The sequence below is a fragment of the Mediterranea sp. An20 genome (assembly GCF_002160055.1).
GTDB lineage: Bacteria > Bacteroidota > Bacteroidia > Bacteroidales > Bacteroidaceae > Bacteroides > Bacteroides avicola.
In genome coordinates, this window is the sequence record NZ_NFJV01000063.1 from 1 (window position 1) to 2621 (window position 2621).

Genomic DNA, 2621 nt, shown 5'->3' on the forward strand with positions numbered 1-2621 from the left:
AACCTGAACACCTACTATGACGAGTTTGTCATGCGCTACGGCAACCTGAACGCCAAGCACAACGCCAAGCTCATCCTGATGGACGCTTCGGGGCGCAACATGCTCTCGCTGGAGCGCGGCGAGAACGGGCAGTTCGTCAAGGCGGACATCTTCGACCATCCCGTTTCCTTTTCGCAGGAAACGCTTGCCAAAGTGGAGTCGCCCGAAGAAGCCCTGTCCGCCTCGCTGAACCTGTACGGCGGCGTGAACCTGCCCTACATGGAATCACTTTGCGACCTGTCGCAAACGGATATGCTCGAAGCCCTGAAAGGCAGGGTGTTCTACAACCCGTTGGCGGGTGGCTATGAGATTGCCGACCGCTTCATCGCCGGGAACGTGGTGCAGAAAGTCGCCGACGTAGAAGAATGGATAAAGGAACACGAGGGACACGAAATGCTGCCGCAGGCGCAGGAGGCTTTGTCAGCGTTACGCGATGCAGTACCCGAACAAATCCCCTTCGAGGACTTGGACTTCAACTTCGGGGAACGGTGGATACCCACGGGCGTGTATGCCGCCTATATGAGCCGCCTGTTCGACACGGAGGTGCGGATAACCTATTCGGAAAACATCGACGAGTATGCGGTGGCGTGCAGCCACAAGACAATGAAAATCACGGACGAGTTTCTGGTGAAGGGCTATTACCGCCACTACGACGGCATGAACCTCCTGAAGCACGCCCTGCACAACACCTGCCCGGACATGATGAAAAGTATCGGCAAGGACGAGCACGGCAATGACATCAAGGTGCGCGACAGCGAGGGCATACAGCTCGCCAACGCGAAGATTGATGAAATCCGGGGCGGCTTCACGGAGTGGCTGGAGGAACAGTCGCCGGAGTTCAAGAAGCGGCTGACGGACATGTACAACAACAAGTTCAACTGCTTCGTGCGCCCGAAGTACGACGGCTCGCACCAGAAGTTCCCGGACTTGGACCTGAAAGGTCTCGGTATCAAGGACCTGTACGTAAGCCAGAAGGATTGCGTATGGATGCTGAAATTGAACCTCGGCGGTATCGCCGACCAGGAGGTTGGCGGCGGCAAGACGCTGATAATGTGTGTCGCATCCTATGAGATGAAGCGTCTGGGACTGGTTCACAAGCCGATGATTATCGGTCTGAAAGCCAACGTGCGCGAGATTGCCGAAACATACCGCAGGGCATATCCCAACGCCCGCATCCTCTATGCGTCGGAGAAGGACTTCGCCGCTGCCAACCGGGTGCGTTTCTTCAACGACATCAAGAACAACGACTGGGATTGTGTCATCATGTCGCACGACCAGTTCGGGAAGATACCGCAGTCGCCGGAGTTGCAGCAGCGCATCTTGCAGGAAGAGCTGGACTCGGTGGAGGAAAACCTCGAAGTGCTGCGCAATCAGGGCAAGGACGTGTCACGCGCCATGCTGAGGGGACTGGAGAAAAGGAAAATCAACCTGACGGCGAAGCTCGAAAAGGTGGAGCACGCCATCAAGTCACGCACGGACGACGTGGTGGACTTCAAGCAGATGGGCATCGACCACCTCTTTGTCGATGAGAGCCACCAGTTCAAGAACCTGACGTTCAACACCCGTCACGACCGTGTGGCGGGGTTGGGCAACTCCGAAGGAAGCCAGAAGGCGCTGAACCTGCTGTTCGCCATCCGCACCATACAGGAGCGGACGGGCAGGGACTTGGGGGCGACGTTTTTGTCTGGAACTACTATTTCCAACAGCCTCACGGAGTTATATCTGCTGTTCAAGTACCTGCGCCCGAAGGCGCTGGAGAAACAGGACATCCGCTGCTTCGACGCATGGGCGGCCATCTTCGCCAAGAAGACGACCGATTTCGAGTTCAACGTGACGAACAACATCGTGCAGAAGGAACGCTTCCGCTACTTCATCAAGGTGCCGGAGCTGGCGGCGTTCTACAACGAGATAACCGACTACCGCACGGCGGAGGACATTGGCGTGGACCGTCCGAAGAAGAACGAGATACTGCACCACATACCACCCACCCCGGACCAGGAGGTGTTTATCGGGAAGCTGATGCAGTTCGCCAAGTCGGGCGACGCGACGATATTGGGCAGACCGCCACTCTCGGAAACGGAGGAAAAGGCGAAGATGCTCATCGCCACGGACTATGCCCGGAAAATGGCGCTGGACATGCGCATGATAGACCCGGCGTATGAAGACCACCCGGACAACAAGGCGAGCCATTGCGCCAAGACGATAGCGGAGTATTACCGCAAGTACGACGCGCACAAAGGGACGCAGTTCGTCTTTTCGGATTTGGGCACGTATCAGCCCGGAGGTGGCTGGAGCGTGTACACCGAAATCAAGCGCAAACTGGTGGAGGACTACGGCATACCCGCAAGCGAAATCCGCTTCATACAGGAGTGCAAGAACGAGAAGGCACGGAAGGCGGTGATAGAGGCGATGAACGAGGGGCATGTGCGTGTGTTGTTCGGTTCGACGAGTATGCTCGGCACGGGTGTGAACGCCCAAAGGAGGGCTGTTGCCATCCATCACCTCGACACGCCGTGGCGCCCGTCCGACCTCGCCCAGCGTGACGGACGGGCAGTACGGAAAGGCAACGAGATTGCCAAGCT

1 protein-coding gene is annotated in these 2621 nt (G+C 57.4%); it reads left to right on the forward strand.

Annotation, left to right across the window (positions count from 1 at the left end; all coding sequences use genetic code 11):
* On the forward strand, positions 1–2621 hold a 2621-nt coding region (locus B5F34_RS17065; protein ID WP_255376986.1), incomplete at both ends, for a helicase-related protein.